The sequence below is a fragment of the Tenacibaculum agarivorans genome, from assembly GCF_001936575.1.
GTDB classification, from domain to species: domain Bacteria; phylum Bacteroidota; class Bacteroidia; order Flavobacteriales; family Flavobacteriaceae; genus Polaribacter; species Polaribacter agarivorans.
On sequence record NZ_MSMP01000101.1, the window covers coordinates 1 to 1033 of the forward strand.

Consider the following 1033-nt stretch of genomic DNA (forward strand, 5'->3'; position numbering starts at 1 on the left):
GTAAAGGTTAACTAATTCGTTGACACTTTTGATTGAAATTATTAGGGGCTTCGCCATTTAAACTTTGGTGTGGCCTTTCTTGATTATAATAATATAAATATTGTAATATTTCTTCTTTTAAGTGTTCTTTAGATTCAAAATACGTTCCTGTTATTAAGTCCTCTTCTATAGTTCTCCAAAAACGTTCTATTTTTCCGTTGGTTTGCGGTCTATAAGGCCTAATATATCGGTGTTTAATTTCTAATTCAGACAACATCCTTTCAAAAGGATGTGCTGCTTTAGATCTACTTTCTTTTTTCCCAAACTCAGGTCCATTGTCAGTTAAGACTTCTTTAAATTTGATATTATAATGACTTGCAAGAATATTAAAACTCCTTAACCCAGCAAACATGGTTGTTAAAGCAGTTAAATCTTCTGTCAATTCTACCCATGCTACTCTGGTACAAGAATCTATCACACCATACAAGTAATAGCGTTTTTTAGGTTCTGTACTAACCACTCCCTTAGGTAAATAATGAGTGTCTATATGGGCTAATTCTCCAGCTTTTTCTTTAATGATTTTTCGTTTATTCTGCTGCATTTTTATAGTTAGTCGATTTACACCATGACGTTTCAATATATTATAAACTCCTGAAGGTGTAGGGGTAAACTGTTTTAATTTAGGCTTTAAAATACAACTAATTTCATATTTATTATTTCCCTGTAAACGTAAGGCTACAACCTTTTGTTCTATAAAAGGTAAAGGTCTTCTTGTTTTCCATTTGGGACCTCTTTTTTGAGGTAATAAATCCACTACTTTACCACTTTGTTTGAATCGATTATAATACTTTAAGAAGGTACGACCATCTGTACCATTGGCTTGATAAAAGTCTTTAACAAATTTGTACTTAGGGTGAGTTTTGTTCTTTACCTGCTCATACTCTTTTATTAAAAATTGATATTTCTGTAAATAATTACGAACTAGTGTTAAATCATTGGTGTTGATACGCATAACAAAATATAAAATTTTGTCAACGAATTAGTTAACCTTTAC

1 protein-coding gene is annotated in these 1033 nt (G+C 31.2%); it reads right to left on the minus strand.

Translation table 11 applies throughout. The features are described 5' to 3' along the window. Window positions 1-7: 7 nt before the first annotated feature. The gene (locus BVC87_RS23005) at window positions 8-991 is read right to left on the minus strand and encodes an integrase core domain-containing protein (RefSeq protein WP_075344725.1); all 984 of its coding nucleotides are present in this window, start codon (window positions 989-991) and stop codon (window positions 8-10) included. Window positions 992-1033 lie beyond the last annotated feature (42 nt).

What these genes read in the sequence shown, in the direction of transcription:
- BVC87_RS23005 (WP_075344725.1), bottom strand. Translation starts at nt 991, where the DNA reads ATGCGTATCAACACCAATGATTTAACACTAGTTCGTAATTATTTACAG.